Origin of the sequence: Rudaea sp., assembly GCF_036560865.1 — a bacterium.
Lineage (GTDB): Bacteria > Pseudomonadota > Gammaproteobacteria > Xanthomonadales > Rhodanobacteraceae > Rudaea.
The window spans coordinates 1-22,046 of the sequence record NZ_DATBQK010000044.1; the positions used below are offsets into that span (position 1 = coordinate 1).

General features: G+C 63.1%; 18 protein-coding genes. 5 read left to right on the top strand and 13 right to left on the bottom strand.

The genetic code is table 11. From position 1 onward, the window contains the following. Positions 1–288: 288 nt before the first annotated feature. The gene (locus tag VIE67_RS05155) at positions 289–1,782 is read right to left on the bottom strand and encodes a hypothetical protein (RefSeq protein WP_332023944.1); all 1,494 of its coding nucleotides are present in this window, start codon (positions 1,780–1,782) and stop codon (positions 289–291) included. A 47-nt stretch (positions 1,783–1,829) separates the two neighbouring features. On the opposite strand from VIE67_RS05155, the gene VIE67_RS05160 reads away from it, so the two are divergent. Then, positions 1,830–4,163, top strand: coding sequence for a DNA helicase II (locus tag VIE67_RS05160; RefSeq protein ID WP_332023946.1), 2,334 nt, complete (start codon positions 1,830–1,832; stop codon positions 4,161–4,163). Positions 4,164–4,243: 80 nt separating this feature from the next. Here the strand turns inward: VIE67_RS05160 and VIE67_RS05165 are convergent, their stop codons facing one another. From VIE67_RS05165 to VIE67_RS05180, 4 genes are all read right to left on the bottom strand, one after another. Next, the gene (locus tag VIE67_RS05165) at positions 4,244–4,993 is read right to left on the bottom strand and encodes a class I SAM-dependent methyltransferase (protein WP_332023947.1); all 750 of its coding nucleotides are present in this window, start codon (positions 4,991–4,993) and stop codon (positions 4,244–4,246) included. 68 nt (positions 4,994–5,061) lie between these two features. Next, positions 5,062–5,898: a class I SAM-dependent methyltransferase gene (locus tag VIE67_RS05170; protein WP_332023949.1), complete on the bottom strand. Its 837-nt coding sequence runs from the start codon at positions 5,896–5,898 to the stop codon at positions 5,062–5,064. 30 nt (positions 5,899–5,928) lie between these two features. Then, complete coding sequence (aceK, locus tag VIE67_RS05175; RefSeq protein ID WP_332023977.1) at positions 5,929–7,665, bottom strand: bifunctional isocitrate dehydrogenase kinase/phosphatase; 1,737 nt, start codon at positions 7,663–7,665, stop codon at positions 5,929–5,931. Positions 7,666–7,765: 100 nt separating this feature from the next. Further along, the gene (locus VIE67_RS05180; protein ID WP_332023951.1) at positions 7,766–8,614 is read right to left on the bottom strand and encodes an endonuclease/exonuclease/phosphatase family protein; all 849 of its coding nucleotides are present in this window, start codon (positions 8,612–8,614) and stop codon (positions 7,766–7,768) included. Positions 8,615–8,847: 233 nt separating this feature from the next. Between VIE67_RS05180 and VIE67_RS05185 the strand changes: the two genes are divergently transcribed. Continuing rightward, entirely contained in the window at positions 8,848–9,054 is a 207-nt protein-coding gene (locus tag VIE67_RS05185; protein ID WP_332023953.1) for a hypothetical protein, read from the top strand. A 101-nt stretch (positions 9,055–9,155) separates the two neighbouring features. Here VIE67_RS05185 and icd read toward each other — a convergent pair whose 3' ends face one another. From icd to VIE67_RS05215, 6 genes are all read right to left on the bottom strand, one after another. Next, the gene (gene icd, locus VIE67_RS05190) at positions 9,156–10,523 is read right to left on the bottom strand and encodes an isocitrate dehydrogenase (NADP(+)) (RefSeq protein ID WP_332023955.1); all 1,368 of its coding nucleotides are present in this window, start codon (positions 10,521–10,523) and stop codon (positions 9,156–9,158) included. Between the two features lie 86 nt (positions 10,524–10,609). Continuing rightward, entirely contained in the window at positions 10,610–12,184 is a 1,575-nt protein-coding gene (cysG, locus tag VIE67_RS05195) for a siroheme synthase CysG (RefSeq protein WP_332023957.1), read from the bottom strand. 237 nt (positions 12,185–12,421) lie between these two features. After that, positions 12,422–15,631: an efflux RND transporter permease subunit gene (locus VIE67_RS05200; RefSeq protein WP_332023959.1), complete on the bottom strand. Its 3,210-nt coding sequence runs from the start codon at positions 15,629–15,631 to the stop codon at positions 12,422–12,424. A 9-nt stretch (positions 15,632–15,640) separates the two neighbouring features. Then, a complete protein-coding gene (locus VIE67_RS05205; protein ID WP_332023961.1) occupies positions 15,641–16,837 on the bottom strand; it encodes an efflux RND transporter periplasmic adaptor subunit in 1,197 nt (398 codons plus the stop codon). Between the two features lie 203 nt (positions 16,838–17,040). Continuing rightward, positions 17,041–18,147 (bottom strand): cell division protein ZapE, encoded by a 1,107-nt coding sequence (gene zapE / locus VIE67_RS05210; protein WP_332023963.1) that lies wholly within the window; start codon positions 18,145–18,147, stop codon positions 17,041–17,043. Continuing rightward, positions 18,144–18,833 carry an alpha/beta hydrolase gene (locus VIE67_RS05215; RefSeq protein WP_332023965.1) on the bottom strand — a complete coding sequence of 230 codons (690 nt, stop codon included), beginning with the start codon at positions 18,831–18,833 and terminating at the stop codon, positions 18,144–18,146. Before VIE67_RS05215 ends, zapE begins: the two co-directional genes overlap by 4 nt. A gap of 69 nt (positions 18,834–18,902) precedes the next feature. On the opposite strand from VIE67_RS05215, the gene VIE67_RS05220 reads away from it, so the two are divergent. Then, positions 18,903–19,496, top strand: a complete 594-nt coding sequence (locus VIE67_RS05220; protein WP_332023967.1) for an acyl carrier protein phosphodiesterase — start codon at positions 18,903–18,905, stop codon at positions 19,494–19,496. Between the two features lie 59 nt (positions 19,497–19,555). On the opposite strand, the gene VIE67_RS05225 is transcribed toward VIE67_RS05220, so the two are convergent. Together VIE67_RS05225 and fabG are read right to left on the bottom strand one after the other, a co-directional pair. Next, positions 19,556–20,089 carry a c-type cytochrome gene (locus VIE67_RS05225; RefSeq protein WP_332023969.1) on the bottom strand — a complete coding sequence of 178 codons (534 nt, stop codon included), beginning with the start codon at positions 20,087–20,089 and terminating at the stop codon, positions 19,556–19,558. Positions 20,090–20,248: 159 nt separating this feature from the next. Further along, positions 20,249–20,995 carry a 3-oxoacyl-ACP reductase FabG gene (gene fabG / locus VIE67_RS05230; RefSeq protein WP_332023971.1) on the bottom strand — a complete coding sequence of 249 codons (747 nt, stop codon included), beginning with the start codon at positions 20,993–20,995 and terminating at the stop codon, positions 20,249–20,251. Between the two features lie 160 nt (positions 20,996–21,155). Between fabG and VIE67_RS05235 the strand changes: the two genes are divergently transcribed. Both VIE67_RS05235 and VIE67_RS05240 read left to right on the top strand, forming a co-directional pair. Beyond that, on the top strand, positions 21,156–21,671 hold the full coding sequence (locus tag VIE67_RS05235) for a hypothetical protein (protein ID WP_332023973.1): 516 nt from the start codon (positions 21,156–21,158) through the stop codon (positions 21,669–21,671). Positions 21,672–21,773: 102 nt separating this feature from the next. Further along, a partial coding sequence (locus VIE67_RS05240; protein WP_332023975.1) for a BrnT family toxin occupies positions 21,774–22,046 on the top strand: 273 nt, incomplete at its 3' end.

Sequence of the window (22,046 nt, forward strand, 5' to 3'; positions counted from 1 at the left end):
TAATAATCCGCGTTTTTCCCATGCAAGTGGCTGATTGCCCGAGCAATGAATAAATTCTGAATCGAATCGGAAAAATTGTCGGCCTGGACTTGAACTTAACCCCCTTGTCGCCACCTAATAGTACAGGTGCACGCAACGGCACCTGCGCTTGTCCGCCTCCCTGGACAAGCCGCGGAGATCGATCCCTCCCCAGATCGGTCTTCGGACCCGGCCCCGAGAGCTCCCCCTAAGCTCTCGGGGCTTTTTTATGTGCGATGTTGCATTTTCCACGTTTATACATTTGTACATTCAATGGCGCGGCGTTGCCATGATCGCGGCGCGGATTGCAGCGTCCTTTGCGCCATCGTCGAAACGCAGATGTCCGCCCTGGTCGCGAATACCCAGATCGGCATACACGCCTTGCCAGTCCGGAAATTCGCGCATCGCGGCGAATTCGCGATAGCGCTGTTCGAAGATGCGCGTTCCGGCCAGCGCATCGAGCCGCGCGACGAAGGTTTCCGGCCGCCATTCGCGGTACGCCGGCAGACAGCAGTCGCGAAACTTCGCCAGCACGCTATCCACGCCTTGTTTGCCCGCGCTCGCGCGGCGCAGGTCGCGATCGAGCGTGAGCCAGAATGCCGCGCCCGCCCAATACACGCGCGCAAACGAGTGGCTGCGATGCATGCCGTCGGCGGTTTCTTCCAAGCTGCCGTCCGCGGACTGCGCCATGCCGAGCCGGAATCCTTCGGCCAGTCGATCCCACGCCTGGGTTGGCGTCAACAGGCCCCCGCGTGCACGCAGGACATCTTGGTAGTAGGTCGCCAGGCCTTCGGCGAGCCAGCTGCCGCGGTCGCCGAGATACGGATGCATCAGATGACTGAGTTCGTGCACCGCCTTCCAGTCGTCGGCGAATTCCGCGGCCGGCCGGCTTGGATCGATCAGCAGTTGCAGGGCATTGCCTTCGCCGCGAACCGATTGACCGAACATGACGGCCTGGTCGCGCGCACCGACCGGGATCATCAGCACCTGCACGTCGGGCAGTGGTAAGCGTCCGTACGCACCGAGCACGGCATGCGCGACACGGTCAAACCAGGCACGCAGTTTCTCGCGCTGATTTTCGTCAGCGCCGTGCAGGATGGTCAGACGCAGCACGCCGCCGGGCAAGGCGATTTTTTCTTCATCGAAGTGACCGATCGCGACCGTGGCCGACCAGTCCGCCGGGGTGTTCGGAATGCTGAAACGAATATTTTTGCCAGTTGCGGAATTCCCACCGCGCGACAGCTCGCGCCATGGCGCGGAGATCGACCAAGCGGCCGGCAGGGCAATGCGCAGTTGCGCGTCCGCATCCCCTTGTACATCCGGCCGCAACAGCCACAGCTGCGGCGCGACTGCCATGTCGTCGCCAAGGCGCCAGCCAACGTCGGGTTTGCGCGTGTCCGCGAGCGCGCCCAGATCGGCGCGGTAGCGCAGGCACTCGCCGGCCTGCCAGTCCCTGGCCGTCCATTCGCCGCTGCCGGCATCCACGGCGCGACCTTCACCACGCCGCAGGTCATGCACAAAGCCCATCGCCCATGTCGAATCCGCCGCGAACGCGACGCGCGCGTGCGCCTGCGCGAGACAGAGTTCGACAGCGGCTGTCAGTGTCGTCGCATCGAACTCGATCGCGTAGCTTGGCGCGTCCTGCGCATGCAGCGCGGACGCGCACAGCATCAGGATCGCACCCAGCGCAAGACGTGCACGCCTGCGCAGCGTCCTGCACAGGCCAAGCAAGAGATTGCGGTCGCTGCGCAGGCGGGAACTCATCGCGGAAGTATGACCCGATTCGCGCACGCGCCATTACAATTGAGGCAATGGACGTATCGCATCTGTTGGACGATCTCAATCCTGCGCAACGCGAAGCGGTCAGCGCGCCACCGGGACATTATCTCGTACTCGCCGGCGCCGGCTCGGGTAAGACCCGTGTACTCACCCACCGTATCGCCTGGCTGCTCGAGGTTGAGGGTGCTTCGCCGTGGTCGATACTCGCGGTCACCTTCACCAACAAGGCCGCGGGCGAGATGCGCGCACGCTGCGAATCACTCGTCGCGCCCGGCACGCGCGGCTTGTCGGTCGGTACGTTTCACGGCATTGCGCATCGCCTGCTACGCCAGCACTGGCGCGAGGCGAACCTGCCGCAGACCTTCCAGATACTCGACAGCGACGACCAGCAGCGCCTGATCAAGCGCACGATCACCGCGCTCGGTCTCGACGAGGCGCGTTTTCCGCCACGCCAGGCCGCCTGGTTCATCAATTCGGCGAAAGACGAGGGCAAACGTCCGTCGGATTTCGAACATGGCGGCAATCCGCTCACGCGCACCCTGCTCGATATCTATCGCGCCTACGATGAAACCTGCCAGCGTTCGGGGCTCGTCGACTTCGCCGAGTTGCTGCTGCGTTCGCACGAACTGTGGCTCAACGATGCGGCCCTGCTCGCACACTATCGCGAGCGTTACCGGCATCTGTTGATCGACGAATTCCAGGACACCAACACGATTCAGTACGCCTGGATCCGCGTGCTCGCAGGACAGACCGGCCAGGTCTTCGTGGTCGGCGACGACGATCAGGCGATTTACGGTTGGCGTGGTGCACGCGTGGAAAACGTCCAGCACTTCCTGCGCGACTTTGCGGGCGCGCAGACCATCCGCCTGGAGCAGAACTACCGCTCGACCGGCACGATCCTGCAGGCGGCGAACGCGATCATCGCCAACAACCCGCAGCGCCTGGGCAAGAAATTGTGGACCGCGGGCGAAAGCGGCGCGGCGATCGCGCTCTACGCCGCCTATAACGAGCAGGACGAAGCACGCTTCGTGATCGAGCGCATCCGCGAGCATCTGCAGAATGGCGGGCGCGCGCAGGATTGCGCCATCCTCTACCGTTCGAATGCGCAGTCGCGCAATTTCGAGGAACAACTGATCCAGCACGATCTGCGTTACCGCGTCTATGGCGGCCTGCGCTTTTTCGACCGTGCGGAAATCAAGGATGCGCTCGCGTATCTGCGCCTCGTCGCCAACCGACATGACGACGCCGCATTCGAGCGCACGGTCAACACGCCGCCGCGCGGAATCGGCGAGCGCACACTCGACACGTTGCGCCAGCGCGCACGGCGTGAAGCAAGTTCGCTATGGGACGCGGCGGTCGCGGAAATAACCCGGGCCGATCTCGGCGGCCGCGCGAAAAATGCGCTGAACGGGTTCCTCGGATTGATTCGAGGGTTGGCGCTTGATTGTGCGGGGCTCCGAGGAGAGCCGGGATTCGGGACTCGGGACTCGGGACTCGGAGATCCAGAGCCCGCGGCCGCGCAACACAAAGAATCTGCTGCGGCTGATGAAAGCACAAATGCGCAGGGGGTCGCGACTGACCTGCTCTCCCCGGGTCCCGAGTCCCGAGACCCGAGTCCCGTTGCGCTTTCAGAGCAAATCGACCACGCGATCCAGCGCAGTGGCCTGCGCGATTTCTACGAAGCCGACTCGCGCGGCAGCGCGGAATCGCGCGTGGAAAATCTCGACGAGTTGGTCAATGTCGCCAGCCGCTTCGAGCGCTTACCCGAGGATATCGAAGCCGGATTTTCCGAACTCACCGCGTTTCTCGCGCACGCCGCACTCGAAGCCGGCGAAGGCCAGGGCGAGGCCTGGGAGGATTGCGTGCAGTTGATGACACTGCATTCGGCCAAAGGCCTGGAATTCCCGCTGGTGTTTCTGGTCGGCCTCGAAGACGGTTTGTTTCCGAGCCAGAAATCGCTCGACGAACCCGGCCGTCTCGAAGAAGAACGCCGACTCGCCTATGTCGGCATCACACGCGCGCGCGAAACGCTGGTGCTGTCCTATGCCGAATCGCGCCGGCTGCACGGCATCGAAAGCTACAATCGCCCCTCGCGCTTCCTGCACGAGCTACCGCGCGAGCTTCTGCTAGAGGTGCGCCCGCGCGTGCAGGTCTCGCGTCCGCTGTATGCCGGACGCTACGCCGCCGTGGACGACTCCGAAACCCTCACGCTCAAGCTCGGCCAGCGCGTGCGCCATGCGAGCTTCGGCGACGGCGTGGTGATCGATGCCGAAGGCTCGGGCACCCACGCACGCGTGCAAGTGAACTTCGAGAATGCCGGTGCGAAATGGCTGGTGCTGGCCTATGCGAAACTGACTTCGATCTAAGCGGCGCAAGGTGCTCGGCAAGCGCACTCATATCTGGGTTTCTTTGACTGCCATGCCAACCGAAATCCAAGCATCACTACTCAAACTTTTCCAACCCGCAAATGAAACGTCCACTGCACGTCGCGTGCGCGCGCGGGATCGCCCCAAGCCGCGCGCAGGTCGGGTTCGACGATGCCAACCGGATCTTCGCCATGCGCCTTGATATAGCGCTGCGTCGCCGACCATGAGCGCAGATAGCCGAGCAGCTGCTCAACATTCCAGCGCGCAACCATCGGAAATGATGGTGCGGCGATTTCCGCAAAGGGAAACGGCAGCGTGCGGTACCCGGCATCGACATAGGCGCGCTCGGGCGGCCAGTACGGGCCGGTCAGATCGACGTAAAGGCGATCGATAACCTTGTCGATGGCGGTATCGCCGACCTCGCATGCGGCGTAGCTCCAGGCCGCGAACACGCCGCCGGGTTTGAGCACGCGCCACGCCTCGGCGTAGAACGGCGCGAAATCGAACCAGTGCAACGCCTGCGCAACCGTGACCAGGCTCGCGCTCGCGCCGACCAGTGTGCTGTGCTCGGCGGGTTCGACGCGGTAAGCAATGTTCGCGCGCGCTTCGGCGCCGGCAATCTGGTTCGCACTCGGATCGGTGCCAACCACGTGTGCGAAGTGCTCGGCCAGCGCGACCGTGGCCTGACCGTTGCCGCAGCCGCAGTCCCAAGCCAGCGCGGTGTCGGGCGCCTGCTCGGCCAGCCACACGAATAATTCCGCAGGATAGGTCGGCCGCGCTTCGCGGTAGATATTGGCGTGGCCGGAAAAGTGGTCCTTGAAGCCTGTCATCTTGGCTTTTCGATAATCGCGCTGATGTCTCATCATCCCGGCATCGCTGCCGGGGCGACGAACACGATTCATTTCGCCGGCTTCACGAACTTCAGCGTCATCCGGTCCGATTCGCCGATCGCCAGATATTTTTCGCGATCCTGATCCTTGAGCGTGAGCGTCGGCGGCAAGGTCCACACGCCTTTCGCATAGTCCTTGGTGTCCTTCGGATTGGCGTTGATTTCGCTCTGCGCGACGAGCTTGAATCCCGCATCGGTTGCGAGCTTGATCACCGCATCCACGGGCAGATAGCCGGTGCTCTTGTTCTCGGCCAGGGTCGTGCCGGGCTTGGCGCGATGATCGACCACGCCGAGTGTGCCGCCGGGCTTGAGCACATCGAAGAACGCCTTGAACATCGGCACTTGGCTGCCTTCGTCCGTCATGTTGTGCACGTTGCGAAACGTGAGCACGATATCGGCGCTGCCCGGCAGACCGAGCACAGCCGTCTTGGGCACGAACTCGATGACTTTGGCCGCGCCGAAGTGCGCCGGATCGGCATTGAACTTGCCACGCAGCCCTTTCTTGTCGTCGGCCGCTTCACCAGCTGGCCTGTCCGGCTTGATGATCGCAGCGATGTAGTGGCCTTTGTCCTTGAGCAAGGGTGCGAGAATCTCCGCATACCAGCCGCCGCCCGGATAGATTTCGATCAAGGTCTGTGTCGGCGCGACGCCAAAGAACTCCAGTGTCTGCTTCGGGTGGCGGTATTGGTCGCGCGCCTTGTTCCTGTCGGAGCGCCAGTCGCCGGCGAGGATCGTATCGATGCTCATCGCCGTGCCCGCGCCCGCTGGCGCTTTCTGCGCGTGGGCGAGCGAACCGATCGCCAATAGCGCACTCATTGCACAAACCATTTTCACCAGCGTTTTCATGTGTATTTTCCTGATTGGGAGCAAGAACGATTATTGACCGGCAATGAAGTCGAAAGTTTGCGCCTTGAGCCGTACCTGCTCGGAATACGGCGGCACGTCGACGAGCTGTCCCGCAGCGAATGCCTGCTGCAGATCCTGCCACCAGCGTACCGTAAAAATATCAGCGTGCGCTTCCAGCAGGGCCTGGCGCTGCGACTCGTCCATGCCGAGAAAGCGCGGAAACTGCTCGGGAAACACATCCAGCGGACCGACATAGAACGCCTCGCTGCCATTGCCATCGTCGTCGGGCAACTCGCGGAAACGGCATTCGCTGACCAGGCACAGTTCGTCGTAGTCGTAGAAAATCACCCGGCTGTGCCCGGTCACGCCGAAATTCTTCAGCAGCAGATCGCCCGGAAAAATATTGCTCGCGGCCAGATCGCGGATCGCCTGGCCGTAATCGACGACCGCGCGCAGCGCGGCATCGGCGTCGGCTTCACGCAGATACAGGTTCAGCGGGCGCATGCGACGTTCGACATAGCAATGCGCGATCACCAGATCGTCGCCGTCGAGCTGCGCGGTTTCGCTGCAGCTGGTCAGCAGTTCCTCGAGCAGGGCCGGCGCAAACTGCGCGCGCGGAAAGCGCAGCCAGCGGAATTCCTGCGCATCGACCAGACGCCCGGCACGGTCGTGGCGGAATACCATGGTGTACTTCTGCATGACCTCGGCACGCACGCTTTCCTTGGGAAACGCGAACTTGTCGCGGATCAGCTTGAATACCAGTGCATACGAAGGCAGGCTGAACACGGCCATGACCATGCCGCGTTCGCCGTCGGCGTGGACGAACCGCTCCTCGCGGTTGGCGCCGAGATGGCGGAAGAAATGCCGGTAGCGCTCGGTCTTGCCCTGCTTGGCGCGGCCGAGCACCGTGTACAGCTCGTCGATCGGCTTGTACGGCAGGAGGGTGCGCAGGAACACGATCGCGTCGCCGACCGTGGCCAGATCGGCCTGGAAATAGCTGCGCGTATAGCCGAACACCTGGGCCACGTGCGCGCGATCGCTGAGTACCGCATCGACACGCAAACCTGCATCTTCGTTGACCAGCGCGATCACCAATGGCGCGGTGCGATCGACACCGAAGATGCGCCCGACCAAGTAGGCGCGGCGCTCGCGGTAGAACACGGTTTCGAGCAGCTCGATCGCGCGTACCGGATTGGCGCCGCCCGCATCCGTGCCCCAGTCGGCGAGCCGTTGCGTCAACGCTTCGGCGATGCGCAGCGCGCACAGGCCCATATGCGCATACGGCACGGCGAAGGAATAGTCGCCGAGAATGCGCTGACAGATGCGCGGCAGATGTCCCCACACGGCGTAGCTGTGACGCGCGACCGGATGCGTGATGCGATCGGTCGGCTCGATGTCGAGCGCGACGAATTCAATGCCCGCGTCGACGCCGTGCGTGCGGAAGAAGCGCCGCGTGAGCGTGTTGTAGAAGGTCTTGTTGAGCTCCTGATCGAGCAGCGGCGCGATCAGCTCGGCGAAGCTGCGGCGGATCTGCTGCCACAGCGCGTGATTGCGCACGCGCTCGCGCAACAGCGTCTCGAGTCGCTGCGTCGTGACGCGCACGCAGATGTCGTAGAGATCGATGCGCTCGACCGCGTCCATGCGCGCGGAGGCGAAATCGCGCGTCTCGAAGCGCAGTTTGGCGCGCTGGGTGACGGCACGAAAGCGTGCGTTGTACTGGGCAAAGCCGTTGCGGATATCGAGCGAGGCCGCTTCGGCTAGAGCCATGCCGTCGTCCGCGGCAACCGCGATTGCGGATGCGACGTCGCCGGAGTCGGAGACCTTCATCGGCAACCCTGCGATACGGAAAACATGTGCGTTTCGTGTTTCACTGGAGCTCGGCTTTGACCACGACGGGATAGTGATCGGATGGGTTGCGCCCGTCCCTGGAGTCGGTCAGCACCGCATATTTCCATACCTTGAACTGCGCGCTGACGAAAATATAGTCGATCAACTCGTTGTTCCGGCCATCGAGCTTGAAGTCGTTGAAGGTGCCAAGCGGGCCGTACGGCGGCGTGGCGCTGATCTGGCGCGAATCGCGCAGCAGGGTTTGCATGGTGTGGATCTGCTCGGTGTCCGGGGTCGAATTGAAATCGCCGGCGCAGACGACCGGCACGCTGCCGGCGATTTCGCGGATCTTGCGCACCATCAGCTTGCCCGATTCGCGGCGCGCGATCACGCCTTGATGATCGAAATGCACGGAGAAAAAGAAAAATTCCCTCTTCGTTGCGCGGTCGCGGAATCTGGCCCACGAGGCGATCCGCTTACAACAGGTCGCGTCCCAGCCCAGCGACGGTTTGTCCGGGGTTTCGCTCAGCCAATAATTGCCGGATTGGAGCAGGGTGAAACGCTCCTTGCGGTAGAAAATCGCCGAATGCTCGCCGCCGTGAATCCCATCGTCGCGGCCAGCGCCGACGAAGGCGTATTCCTGCATCTGCGCCAGATCGTTGAGCTGATCGATCAGGCCTTCCTGCGTGGCGAAGATATCGAACTCGTGATAGCGGACCAGACCCTTGACCATCTCCTTGCGCTTCGGCCAGGCATTGACACCGTCCGAGTCGACGTTCAGGCGCAGATTGTAGGTCGCAAGGTTCAAGGTTGCATGTTCCTGCGCGGAAACATTCTGCGCCAGCAGGATCAGGCCGAGGGAAGCGACAAGTCGTACCATGAATTTCATCGGGCCTCACCTGCATCGGTAGCATGAATTGGCGCAACGCGCGCCGACAAAGATGCTCTGGCGCATTCATCGACGTGCGGCGGCCTAGCCAGGAGCAAACCATCGCGGCGCTGATTCCATGGCCGACCGAGCATTGAATATTGCTCAACTCTGGCTTGCAAAAGTATCGCTTTTTACCCCAGCGGGACAGGCCTATTCTGCCTGCACCTTAACCAAGAAGCGTGGAGCGTGTCATGCGCAACTGGCTTGAAAAATACAACAGTCTGTCACTGGGTATGCTGTTCACCCAAGGACATTTATTGCCGTCCGAACAGGTACCGACAACGCCGGCGCAAGAGCCAAGCCGGGCCAAGCAATCGCTGAGTGTGTCGGTCGTGCGGCGCTGCGCGGATGCGTGCCGCAAGATTGTGCAGCGGCCGCGACTGATCCAGCCACACTGAGAACTGAACGGTCAGAGATACTTGTTAGCCGCAGGGTGGGTTAGCGCCCTTGAGCGCATAACCCGCCGTACAAAGCACAAAGCCGGCGATTCCCTCACCGCCTACAGGTTCCTGATCAGCTCGTCGCCGAACTCGGAACACTTCACTTCGGTCGCACCGTCCATCAGGCGCGCAAAATCGTAAGTCACGCGCTTGTTGGCGATTGCCCTGTCCATCGCCGTGATGATCGCGTCGGCGGCTTCGGTCCAGCCCATGTAGCGCAGCATCATTTCGCCGGAAAGAATCACCGAACCCGGATTGACTTTGTCGAGGCCGGCGTATTTCGGCGCGGTGCCGTGCGTGGCCTCGAACACCGCGTGGCCAGTCAGGTAATTGATATTGCCGCCCGGCGCGATGCCGATACCGCCGACCTGCGCGGCGAGTGCATCGGACAGGTAATCGCCGTTCAAATTCAGCGTTGCGATCACGTCGAACTCGTCCGGGCGCGTCAGCACCTGCTGCAAGGTGATGTCGGCGATCGCGTCCTTGATCAGCACCTTGCCGGCGGCGAGTGCGGCCTTTTGTTCCGCATTCGCTTCGGCTTCGCCCTTGGCAGCCTTGGTCTTTTCCCAAGTCTCCCAAGTGTAGGTCTGATTCGGGAAGAATTTCTCGGCGACCTCGTAGCCCCAGTTACGGAACGCGCCCTCGGTGAACTTCATGATGTTGCCCTTGTGCACCAGGGTCACCGATTTGCGCTTGTTCGCAACCGCGTAGGAAATCGCGCTGTGCACGAGACGCTCGGTGCCGAGGTGACTGACCGGCTTGATGCCGATACCGACTTCGACGCCGACTTCGCGATGCGGCATGCCGATGCCTTCGAGCTGCTTCTGCCAGCCTTCGGCCCTGGCCTTGGTGCCGAAGCGGATCTTGTCGAACGCCTTCGGATCGTTCTGCGCGATAAAGTCGAGTAATTTCTGCGCCGCTTCGCTGCCGGATGCGTATTCGATGCCGGCATAGATGTCCTCGGTGTTCTCGCGGAAGATCACCATATCGACTTTTTCCGGTGTCTTCACCGGCGAAGGCACACCCTTGAACCAGCGTACCGGACGCAGGCAGACGTACAGATCGAGCATCTGGCGCAGCGCGACGTTGAGCGAACGGATGCCGCCGCCGATCGGCGTGGTCAGCGGACCCTTGATCGAGATCAGATAATCGCGGCAGGCCTGCACGGTGGATTCCGGCAGCCAGGTACCGAACTGGTTATTGGATTTTTCGCCGGCGAACACTTCGAGCCAGTGGATCTTGCGCTTGCCGCCGTAGGCTTTTGCGACTGCGGCGTCGAGCACGCGCACCGACGCGCGCCAGATGTCGGCACCGGTGCCGTCGCCCTCGATGAACGGGATGATCGGATTTTCCGGTACGTTCAAACGGCCGTTGGCGATGCTGATTTTGGCGCCGCCGGCGGGCGCGGTGAAAATAGGCTCGGACATGGTGTCTCCCGTGTGTTCTTAGGTTCTTCAAAAAGAACGCATAGCCTAGCAGGATAGGGCCAAGGCGTAGAAATTACGGTGAACCCTCACCCCTTGCCCTCTCCCGCAAACGGGAGAGGGGGAGTGATCGTCGCGCTTCGCGCGACAGGGTTATCTGATTGAAGCGGGCGCGCGCCAAACCAATGCTGCGTAGCGGCCAACTCCGCCACGCCGCCGACCACGAGCAGGGCGGGCGCCTGCACGGCATAGGCAGCCGCGCATTCGACCAGTTCGGCCAAGGTGCCGACGAGCACGCGTTGCTCGGGCCGCGTGCCGTTCTCGATGATCGCGAACGGTGTTCCCGCAGACACGCCCTCGTTGTAGAGACGATCGCGCACACTGGCGAACTCGGCCACGCCCATGTAGATCGCGAGCGTCTCGCCACCCGCAGTCAACGCATCGGAAGCTTGCCCCCTCCCTTTGCCCTCCCCCGCACGCGGAGGAGGGGAAGACGGAGTCGCGCCATGCGCGACATCGTTGTTCGATGGGCCTTCGCTGCGTTTGCGGTGCGCGGTGGCGAAACGCACGACTTGGGCATGATCGCGGTGGGTGAGCGGAATGCCCGCGTACGCGGCGCAGGCGATTGCCGCGGTGATGCCGGGCACGACCGAATAAGCGATGCCGTGCGCGCGCAGGAACTCGATCTCCTCGCCGCCGCGACCGAAGATGAAGGGATCGCCGCCCTTGATGCGCACCACGCGCTTGCCCGCACGCGCATGCTCGACCATCAACGCATTGATTCCCGCCTGCGGGGTGTGATGCTTGCCGACGATCTTGCCGACATCGACACGCACGGCGTCGCGGCGCGCGAGGTCGAGCACGGCATCGCTGACCAGGCGATCGTGCAGAATCACATCGGCTTCGTTGAGTGCGCGCAACGCGTGCAAGGTCAACAGGCCCGGATCGCCCGGACCTGCGCCGACCAGCACGACCGAGCCTGTAGCAGGGCTGAGGGCTGAGGGCTGAGGGCTGGGCGACGGCGCCCCCGTAGCCGCATCGCCGAGCATCTGTTCCAGTGCCGATTGCGCTTCCTGCGGCCGCTGCGCGCGCACGAGTTCGGCGACCGGACCGCGCAATACGCGTTCGTAGAAACGCCGGCGCGGTGCGACTTGCGCGTAGCGCGCGCGAATGCGCGCACGTGTGCGCGCGAGCAAATCGGCGAGTGTCCCCCAGGACGGATCGAAGAAGCTTTCGATGCGTTCGCGCGCGAGGCGCGCCAGTATTGGCGCGGCGCCGCCCGAAGAAATCGCAATGATCAGCGGCGAGCGATCGACGATTGCGGGTACATGAAACGTCGACAGCGCGGCATTGTCGACCACATTGACGAAGATATGGCGCGTCTTCGCTGCCACCGCGACCAGCGCATTCAGCGCGGAATCGTCGGTCGCGGCAATTGCCAGCCAACGATTGTCCAGTTGCTCAGCGGCAAATTGGCGCGCCAGATGACGCACGCGGCCTGACTTGGCCCATTCCGCCAGGGTCGGCGTCAGATCCTGCGCCACGATATCGATGCGTGCCTCGGCGGCCAGCAGCAGCGCCGCCTTGCGTTCGGCCACGCTGCCGCCGCCGACGATCAGCACCGCGCGGCCAGCGAGATCGGCAAAGATCGGAAAAAGATTCATCGGCTTTCGATGCGCTATCGAAAGCCGATTTTGACACTAGTCGCCGGCTCAGCGCATCCCGCCGCCCGCGCGCGATGCGCGCGAACTGCCGGTCGCTCAGTTTGGCTTGCCATGGCGGTGGCCATGGTTTTTCGTGCGTCTGCCGAGTCGAAAGTCGGCATCACGCGCGCTGACGCAAATCGACGTGCGCACAAGACGGCACTCGGCCGTCTTATCCGGTGGCGCTGGCGCCTGCGGCTATTCGTGGCGCGGCGGATTCGCCGTCGCCGCCAGCGTTTCCTCGGACGGCTCGAGTTTGTCGCCGAGCAGTCGGCGGATGAAGACATAGAAGATCGGGATCAGCAGCACACCGAGGAAGGCCGCGAACAGCATGCCGCCGATCACGCCGGTGCCGATGGCGTGACGCGCGTTGGCGCCGGCGCCGCTTGAGATTGCCAGCGGCATCACGCCGAGGATGAAACAGAACGAGGTCATCAGGATCGGCCGCAGACGCAGGCGCGAGGCGTCGACCACCGCGGCGCCGAGCGGGCGTCCGGAGCGCTGTTCGGCGACGGCGAATTCGACGATCAGGATCGCGTTCTTCGCGGCGAGGCCGATGATCGTCAGCATGCCGACCTTGAAGTAGACGTCGTTCGCGAGACTCGGATCGAAGATGTGGCGCAACAGCGTCAGCGCCAGCATGCCGGTGATGCCTAACGGCACGACCAGCATCACCGCGACCGGGATCGACCAGCTTTCGTACAGCGCGGCGAGGCACAGGAATACGACCACGATCGAGAACAGGATGAGGATCGGCGCCTGATTGCCGGAAATGATTTCCTGGAGCGACTGACCGGTCCACTCGGCGGCGAAGCCAGGCGGCAATTCCTTCACGAGCTGGTCCATCAGCGACATCGCCTCGCCGGTACTCTTGCCCGGCGTGTTGCCGCCGACGATGTCGATCGCCTCGTAGCCGTTGTAGCGGACCAGGCTTGGCGAAGCGAGGCGCCAATCCGTCTTCACCACGTTCGACAGCGGAATCATCGGCGGCGTGGACGACACGTTCGTGCCGCTGCTGCCGTTGCTGCCGCTGCCACTCACGGATACGCGGCTGCTCGGCACGTAGAAATGGGTCAGCGCCTCCGGACTCGTGCGAAACTTAGCATCCGCTTCCATTGTCACGCGCAGCACGCGGCCGCCATAGATGAAGTCGTCGACGTAGACCGGCGCGAGCATGAGCTGGATGGCCGTATAAACGTCCGACAGCGAAAGACCCATCGACTGCGCCTGCACGCGGTCGACCTTCATGTCGAGCTGCGGCGAATCCTCGAGGCCGTTGGGGCGCACGCCGACCAGCGTGTCGGCGTGCTGCGCGGTCTTGCCGAGCAAAATGTTCTGCGCGTTGACCAGCGCATCGTGGCCCTGTCCGCCGCGGTCCTGCAGGTACATGTCGAAACCGCCGAAACGGCCGAGGCCGCGGATCGTCGGCAGGTTGACGACGAATGCCATCGCGTCGCGCACGCCGCCGAACAACTGGCCCTGGATGCGCCCGATGAGTTCCGGCGCGCCGGCCTTGCGCTCGCCCCATGGCTTGAGGCGGATGAACGCCATGCCGACGTTCTCGCCGGTGCCGACGAAGCTGAAACCGCTGAGCGCGAACGTGCCTTCGACTTCCGGATTGCTGCGGATGATCGAGACCACCTTGTCGATTGCCGCATTGGTGCGCGCGATGGTCGCGCCGGCGGGTAGCTGCACGATGGCGAGCGCGTAGCCCTGATCCTCCTCCGGCACGAAGCTGCTCGGCAGCTTGTAGAACAGGAATCCGCACAGAATGCAGATGGCGACGAATGCGGCCATCCACGACGGCACATGGCGGATCGCGCGGCGCACGTCGCGGGTATAGGTTTCGCGCGTCCAGTCGAACAGCCGGTTGAAGCCGTTGAAGAGGAAATTCTTGCGGCCTCCGTGCGCGGGCTTGATGATCGTCGCGCACAGCGCCGGCGTGAACACCAGCGCGAGGAACGCGGAGGTGCCGGTCGACAGCGCGATGGTGAGCGCAAACTGGCGATAGATCGCGCCGACCGAGCCAGTCTGCATTGCGCTCGGCACGAACACGGCCATCAGCACTACGGCGATGGCGACGACGGCGCCGGTGATCTGGTGCATGCCCTTGCGCGTCGCTTCCCTCGGCGACAGACCTTCCTCACGCATCAGGCGCTCGACGTTCTCGATCACCACGATGGCGTCGTCAACGACGATGCCGATGGCGAGCGCCATGCCGAACAGGCTCAACTGGTTGATCGTGAATCCGGCCGCAAACATGCCGAGGAAGCCGCCCATCAGCGCCACCGGGATCACCAGTGTGGCGATGATCGTCGCGCGAAAGTTCTGCAGGAACATCAGCATGACGAAGAACACGAGGACGACGGCGATGATCAGCGTCTTCACCACTTCCTCGATCGAGATCTTGACGAACTGCGTCGAGTCGTACGGCACGAACCACGACACGCCCGGCGGGAAGGTCGATTGCAAATCGGTGAGCTTGGCCTTCACTTCGCCGGCGACGGTGAGCGCGTTCGCGCCGCTGACGAGCTGCACACCGACGCCGGCGACCGGCTGGCCGTTGTACATCACGCGCTGGCCATAGCTGTACGGACCGAGCTCCACCCGTGCAACGTCCTTCAATCGCACCGTGGTGCCGTCGGCGTTCGCGCGCAGGATGATGTCCTCGAACTGCTGCGGCGTGGTGAAGCGGCCTTCCGCGCGCACTGTCGCGGTGAAACCGACGCCGGGAATGGTCGGCTCCGCGCCCACGGCGCCTGCCGCGACCTGCACGTTCTGCTGCCGTACCGCGCTCAGCGCGGCGGCGGCGGACAATCCGAAGCCGTGCAGCTTGTCCGGATCGAGCCAGACGCGCATGGCGAATTCGGAACCGACCTGAAACGTGTTGCCGACGCCCTGCAGACGCGCGATCTGGTCGATGATCCTCGACGAGACGAAGTTGTTGAGCTCGTAGGAGTTCGACCGCCCGTCGTCGGACTTGAGCGCGAAGAACATCAGGAAGTCGGGATTCGACTTCACCGTCGTCACGCCCTGCTGCGTCACCTCACTGGGCAGGCGCGGCGTCGCGAGCGCGACCTTGTTCTGGGTCTGCACCTGGGCGATGTCCGCATTCGTGCCCGGGTCAAAGGTCAGCGTCACCGACGAGCCGCCGTTGGCGCTCGACGTGGAACTGAAATACATCAGGTGATCGATGCCGGTGAGCTGCTGCTCGATCACCTGCGTCACGGTGCGCTCGACGGTTTCGGCGTCGGCGCCCGGATAGCTGGCGCTGATCACGACCTGCGGCGGCGCGATCGACGGGTAGGATTCGATGCCCAGGCGCGTGATCGAGATCGCGCCGCCGAGCACGATCAGGATCGCGATGACCCAGGCGAAGACCGGGCGGTCGATGAAGAAACTCGACATGGCGGCGCCTCAGTGCTTGCCGGCGGCGGGTTGCGCGGGAGCCTGTTGGGGCTTCGCGTTGTTGTCCCCGTTCGGCGACCAAGGCACGGCCTTGGCCGGCGCGTCGGGCCGCACCTTCTGCACGCCGGAGACGACGATCTGATCGCCGTCGGCGATGCCGTCGGTCACGACCCAGTATTCGCCCTGCTGCGTGCTGGCGGTGATGCGCTTCTGCGCGACTTTGCCGTCGCTGCCGACGACGAACACATACGGACCCTTGGCGTCGCGCAGCACCGCGGCCTGCTGGACGAGATAGGCGTGCTTGAGTTCGCCGAACGTCACGCGCACGCTGATGTACATGCCCGGCAGCAGGATGTGATCCGGATTCGGCACGATGCCGCGCAGGCTGACCGCGCCGGTTGCGGCGTCGACCGCGATATCGGAAAAGTCCAGCGTGCCCGGCTGGCCGTACGGCGTGCCGTCCGGCAGCGTGAGTTCGACCTTGGCCTTGTTCGGTTGTTCGAGGCTGATGTCACCGGTGGACTGCGCGCGGCGCAGCTGATCGAGGTCGCCAACCGCCTGACTGAAATTCGCATAGATCGGATCGATCTGCGAGATTGTCGTCAGCAGGGTGGCATCGCCCTGACCGACCAGCGCACCTTCGGTCACTTGCTGCTGGCCGGCGCGGCCACTGATCGGCGCGGTCACGCTGGCATAGCCAAGGCTGATCTTCGCGCTGTCGACGTTGGCCTGCGCCTGCTGCACGGCCGCGGCGGCGGTGCGCTCGGCAGCCTGCGCATTGTCCAGATCGGTCTTCGACAGCAGGCCCTTGCCCGCCACGGAGCGAGTGCGCTCGGCAGCGACATGATTGTTCGTGTAGGTCGCCTGCGCCGCGACAAGATTCGCTGCTTGCGCGTTGTAAGCCGCGCGCAGCGGCGCCGGGTCGATCTCGAACAACACCTGGCCTTCCTTGACGTCGCTGCCTTCGGTATACACGCGCTTCTGCAGCACGCCGGCTACCCGCGCGCGCACATCCGCGCTGCGCGTAGCGGACAGACGCCCGACCAGATCCTGAGTCAATGGCACAGCCTGCGCCTTTGCGGTCACCACGCCGACTTCGGCCGCCGGCATCTGTGCCGGTTGTGCCGGCCCGCTCTTGCCACACCCACTGATGAACGCGATGACCAGGGCAGCGACAACGGCGCTGCGAAACAGTCTGGACGGCATAGAAAAAACGCCTCTGAAGTTTGTTACCGGATTTTGCCAGCGCGCAGCCGGCCTTGGGTTGCGCATCGCAACGTCATGGGGCTGGCCGGCGGGATTGCAATCGAAATACTAAACCATTGGGTATATATAACCAATAGTCCGCCGCATCGCAATGGACAGAAGTCACTTTTTATCCTGCCTCCCTTGTTCGTCAGACTGAAAGTTCAATGCCGATGCGCGCTGGCCAGATATTCTGCGCTCTGCATTTCAATCAGCCGACTTTCGGTGCGTGCGAATTCGTTGAGCAGGCGGCGGCCGCGGTACAACGCCTGCGGCGGCGCGGCGGCCGAGACCACGAGATTGACGCCGTGGTCGTAGAACTCGTCGACCAGGTTGACGAAACGCCGCGCCGCGTCTTCCCTGTCCGCATCGACGACAAATTGCGGCACATTGGAAATCAGCACCGTGTTGAAGCTCTGCCCGATCTCGATGTAGTCGGCGACCGCGCGCGGGCCTTCGCACAGCGCGGCGAACTCGAACCAGATCACGCCATCGGCGCGGTGCTTGACCGCAATTGCGCGGCCGTTGATGTCGATGGTCGGCTCGTTGCGCCGGACGCCCGGCGCGATGCGCGCGAAACACGCCGCGAGCGCCCGCTCGGCCGCTTCGCCGAGCGGGGTGAAATAAACCCCGGCATCGGTCAGCGCACGCAAGCGATAGTCCTGGCTCGACAACAGTTCCAACACCTCGCAATTCTGTTCGATCAGCGCGATCGAGGGCAGAAACCGTTCGCGTTGCAGACCGTCCTTGTACAAGAGCCCGGGCTCGATATTCGATGTCGTCACCAAGGTGACGCCGCGTGCAAACAGGTGCTTGAGCAGGTTGCCCAGGATCATCGCATCGCCGATGTCGGTGACGAAGAATTCGTCCAGACAAAACACGCGCGCCTGCGCGGCGAAATGCGCGGCGACCGCGACGAGCGGATCCTCATGCCCCTTCAAGCGGTTCAACTCGGCATGCACGCGGCCCATGAAACGGTGGAAATGCAGGCGCAGCTTCTGCTCGAACGGCAACGACTGCAGAAACAAGTCCATGAGGAAGGTCTTGCCGCGCCCGACCGAGCCCCACAGATAAAGGCCGCGCGCGGGCGGCGTGGAGCGCAGGCGGCGCCACCAACTGCTGTTCTCGGCCTCGATCAGTTCGGCCTGGATGCGATCCAGGCGCAGAAGCACGGCGCGCTGCGCAGCATCGTCTTCCCAGCGTTTTTCCAAGACGCCCCGCGCATACAATGCGCTCGGGGTTGCGACGACGGCGGCGTTGGCCTCGGTCATGCGTGCGCCGTGCCCAGCAGCGGCGGCAGGTTCGCGCGCACGCCGTCCTGCACGATGCCGCGCAATTCGATCAGGCGACGATGGAAAAAATGGCCGGTATCCGGCACGCGTATCAGGGTCGGCGCCGGAGCGCGCGCGGCGACAAACGCATACACCGCGGCGGGTTCGACGATTTCATCGGCTTCGCCCTGAATCACCAGCCACGGGCATGCGGGCATCGGCAACGCGCTGAAATCCAGCCGTGTTACCGCGGGCGCGACCGTAATCAGCTGGCGCACGGGCAAGGTACCGGTCACGCGCAGGGCGACGTAGCTGCCGAACGAAAATCCGGCCATCCAGAGCACATCATCGGGTCGCACGCGCCGCACCCACGCCGCAACCGCAAGCGCATCGTCAGTCTCGCCGCGGCCGTCGTCGAAGGTTCCCGCCGATGCGCCGATCCCGCGGAAATTGAAGCGCACGGTCGCCAGACCCAGTTCGCGCAGCGCGCGTTCGAGCGTGGTCACCACCTTGTTGTGCATGGTGCCGCCCTGCAGCGGATGCGGATGACAGACGATCGCCGTGCCCGCGCGCGCGAGGTCGGGCGCCGGCATGTCGGTGGCGACTTCGAGTGCGCCCGCCGGCCCGGACAGCAGGAAGGTCGTCGCGGTCGCGGGGAATCGATCCGGTACAGTGTCGGTCGTCATGAGGCTGCGCATAATAGCGGACAGCCACCGTCATTTGACATCGGATCGGTCCGACCCCAGCCGCCACGGATGAATCATCTCGCCCACATTTTTCTCGCCGGCACGCAGGCCCAGGCGCAGCTCGGCGGCCTGCTCGGCGATTTCTGGCGCGGCGCGCCCGCTCCGGACTGGCCACCGGCCTTGCGCGCCGGCGTCATGCTGCATCGAAAAATAGACGTCTATACGGATAGCCATCCATTCGTTATCGAGGCGCGCCGCCTGTTCGATGCGCCGCTGCGCCGCTATGCCGGGATCCTGCTCGACATGTATTTCGACCATGCGCTGGCGCGCGACTGGTCGCGCTATTCGGACGAATCGCTGGCCGCGCTGTCCACGCGCATGCTGGATCTGGTTGCGGCCGACGCGGCGCAACTGCCGGCGGACTTGCTGCGCTTCGCGCACTACATGCGCAGCCACGGCTTGTTCGTCGGCTATGCGCAGCGCGCGGCGATCGAACAGGCGCTCGGCGGTATCAGCGGACGTCTGCGCCGCGCCAATCCGCTGGCCGAAGCCGGGCCCGAGCTATGGCAGCGCGCGAGCGCGCTCGATGAAACGTTTGCGCGCTTCTTTCCGGACTTGATCGGCTACGCGCACGACCGGCGGCGATTGCTCGGCATCGATTAGACGCTCGATCCCGGCTCAAGAGTACATCCCTGTACGGCCGGGATGACTTCATCCAGAAGTCACTTAACTTGCGTCAGCATCCACTCGACCGTGGCCTTGACCTGCTCGTTGGTCAGCGACGGATTGCCGCCCTTGGCGGGCATCAGCTTGCCATCCTTGCCTTGGAACCCTTCGGTCGCATGTTTGACCAGGGTTTCGAGGCCCTCGGCGACGCGCGGTGCCCAGGCGCTCTTGTCGGTGATCACCGGCGCACCGGTCGCGGCATTGGTATGGCAGGTCTGGCACAGATTGCCGAAGATGGTCTTGCCGTCGAGCGTGCCGCCGTAGGCCACTTGACCTTCCGCGGCCTTTTTCGCGGCGTCCTGCGCGGCCTGCAGCGCGGCGCGGCCGGTATCGCCCGCATAGACGCCGCCGACCGGCGCAATGCGCGCCTGCACTTCCTCGACATGCGAGGGATTTACCGGCGGCGGATGATGGGAATACAGGAGCAATGCCAGACCGATCAATGCGAACATGACCAGCACCAGAAAGCCGATCACCATCGAAAAGTGCTTGAGGAATTGTCGATCGGTGGGGGTAACGGGATTGGTCACGGACGCATCACCTGGATGGGGTCAGCCGGCAGCGGCCGGTAACGAATTTTGCGCAATCGCGGCTGAGCCACGCTTTGCGTTGGCGCAAAGTATAGCGGCGAGTCCTTGCGCGCGGAAGGCACCGCGCCAGAGTGTCGCGGCCGTGTAGCGCCTGCCGGCTCAGCCCATGCCGCCATTGATGCCGATCACCTGCCCGTTGATATAACCGGCGGCGTCCGAACACAGATACGCGATCAGACTGGCGACCTCGGTCGCCGTGCCCGCGCGCCCGGCCGGCACCAGCTGCTTGATCTGCTCCGAGTCGAAGGCCGCATCGGCCACGCGCCCGGCGATCACGCCCGGCGCGACGACATTCACTGTGATCCCGCGTGATGCCATCTCGCGTGCGAGCGATTTCGCCGCGCCGTGCAGGGCCGACTTCGCCGCCGCATAGTTGACCTGGCCGCGATTGCCGAGCACCGCCGCAACCGACGACACCGCCACGATGCGCCCGAAGCGCGCGCGCGCCATCAGCAACAGCAGTGGCTGCGTTATGTGGAAGAATCCGTGCAGCGACACGTCGATCACCCGATGCCATTGCTCGTCGCGCATGCCTGCGAGCGGTGCGTCGTCGTGGATACCTGCGTTGTGCACCAAAACCTCGATCGGTCCATCGGCAAGCAGGGTTTCGATCGCCGCGCGCGTTGCCGCAGCGTCCGTCAGATCGAATGTGACCACCTGCGCCGTGCCGCCATTCGACTGGATTTCGTCGACCAGCGCCTGCGCGCGTTCCGCATTCGCGTGCGCGTGTGCGTAGACAAAGCAACCCTGCGCCGCAAGTTCGCGGCAGATCGTCGCGCCGATATCGCCGCTGGCGCCGGTGACGAGCGCGCGGCGAGTAGTATTGGCGGGTCGGGCGGTCGTCATTTCGGCGTTCTTGTATAGGTCCATGCTGCGCGATTAGGCTGCGACAATGGGCAGCGGATAGAAATTGAATTCTTGTTAGATTTTTCAACCATGACCGACAAATTCACCTTTTTCGATCGCCGTCGCAATACTGCTGTCTCTCGGCGGCGGCGCTGCCATTGTGGCTAGCCTATTTCGATGGCTCGGTGATATTACGGCAAAGCGGATTCTCCAGAACGAGCAAAACGTCGTCCTAATTCAGATTGAAGAGCTCCGAAAGGAGCTTGGTCTAACAGCCTTAAGCTATGACAAGCATGTGCATCACGTAGTTGACTACTACGCAATGTTTTACCGCCACTATCAGTTGTGCCAGAGCACATCACACGCGGACATTCTTCGTTGGCCTGACCGCGAAGACTTGGACACAAAGAAAGACTTTCTATCGAAAATTGATGGGTTTGCTGAAGATTGGAACTCTCGCCAAGGATTGCTTCGCCTCATCCTTCCAAGACCAATTTTGTCCATCCATGAGCAGATCATCTCTGCGCTGAACACCTTTAAAGACAAAGTTCAAAATTTCGATCGCAGCGCCCCAAATAGTCACAAGGAGCTTCAGCAATCGTTCGTAAAAATTGACGATCTCAAGCAGCAATTAGAAGCCAGCCTTCGTGATCACCTCCGGACAGACAAGATTTAGCAATTTCATTCGGGCCGAACCAGTTTCGCGGCTTGGCTCAATTAGGCGCTAGGCCTCAAGAATTCTGTTGACGCCACTACATATCGTATATACACTGCGCCTATGGAGTTCACTTGGTCGAAGACAAAACGCGCTTCGAATTTGAAGGCTCACGGACTCGACTTCGTTGATGCTCCGCTCGTTTTCGAGGGCGCTACCTACACTTTCGAAGATGCTCGGTTCTCCTACGGCGAGCAACGGTTTGTAACGCTTGGCCTTCTCGCCGGCATTCCTGTTTCGATCGTTCACACGGAGACCGAGCATGAAATCCGCGTCATCTCATTCCGCAAGGCAACGCAGCGTGAAGCACAAATCTACTTCCATGAAATCCAAAAC